Below are 1094 nucleotides of genomic sequence, written 5' to 3'. Positions count from 1 at the left end.
TAGTTTTTCATTGTCTTGGCGAAGTTTTTACTTTTCCTGTCATCCGACACCTCAAGTATCGATATTCCCCGCGCGCAAAGCATTGGCTTCGATGAACTCCCGGCGCGGCTCCACTTCGTCGCCCATCAGCATGGTGAACACGCGGTCGGCTTCGATGGCGTCGTCGATCTGCACGCGCAGCAGGCGGCGCACGGTCGGGTCCATGGTGGTTTCCCAGAGCTGGGCCGGGTTCATCTCACCCAGACCCTTGTAGCGTTGGCGGCTGGTGGTGCGTTCGGCTTCCGAGATGAGCCAGCGCATGGCCAGGCGGAAGTCGCTGACTTTTTCTTCTTTTTGTTTGTCGCCTTCGCCGCGCATCACCTTGGCGCCATCGCCCAGCAGACCCCGGAAGGTCTCGGCGGCGGTGGCCAGGGCGGCGTAGTCGGCGCCGTGCACAAAATCTTGCGTGAGCACGCTGCTCTTGACGTTGCCGTGGTGGCGGCGGCTGATGCGCAGAATCGGTTTGTCGCTGCGCTCGTCGAACTCGGCGGCCACTTCGGCGGGGACGCCGGTGCTGGCGAGTTCGCGCAGTTTTTGCTGCAAGGCCACGGCGCTGACCTCGGCCTGCTCCACGTTGTCGAGGTTGATGGACACGCCGTCGGCTATGGACCTCAGGGCTTCCGCGTCCATGAAATTGGAGAGGCGGGCGATCACGTTTTCGGCCACCTGGTGCTTGCGTGCCAGTTCACCCAGGGTGTCGCCTTCGAGCACGGCGTTGGTCGCGCCACCGGTTGAAACCTTGGCGTCTTTCAGAGCGATGCGCAGCAAGAAGCCGTCCAGCGCCGGGCCGTCTTTCAGGTACAGCTCTTCCTTGCCGGCCTTCACTTTGTAGAGTGGCGGCTGCGCAATGTAGATGTGGCCGCGCTCCACGAGCTCGGGCATCTGGCGGTAGAAGAAGGTGAGCAGCAGGGTGCGGATGTGCGCGCCGTCCACGTCGGCGTCGGTCATGATGATGATCTTGTGGTACCGGGCGTCCTCGAGGTTGAACTCGTCCTCCCCGATCCCCGTCCCGATCGCCGTGATGATGGCGCGGATCTCCTCGTTCGACAACACCT

Annotated in this window: 1 protein-coding gene; it reads right to left on the bottom strand. The window is 62.6% G+C overall.

The features are described 5' to 3' along the window. Window positions 1–51: 51 nt before the first annotated feature. On the bottom strand, window positions 52–1094 hold a 1043-nt coding region (locus tag ABYB95_RS23870), incomplete at its 5' end, for a toprim domain-containing protein (RefSeq protein WP_372662969.1).

Origin of the sequence: Hydrogenophaga sp. (genome assembly GCF_041633695.1) — a bacterium.
GTDB lineage: Bacteria > Pseudomonadota > Gammaproteobacteria > Burkholderiales > Burkholderiaceae_C > Hydrogenophaga.
The sequence above is the reverse complement of the archived record's forward strand: the minus strand, read 5'-3'. Positions and strand labels throughout refer to the sequence as shown.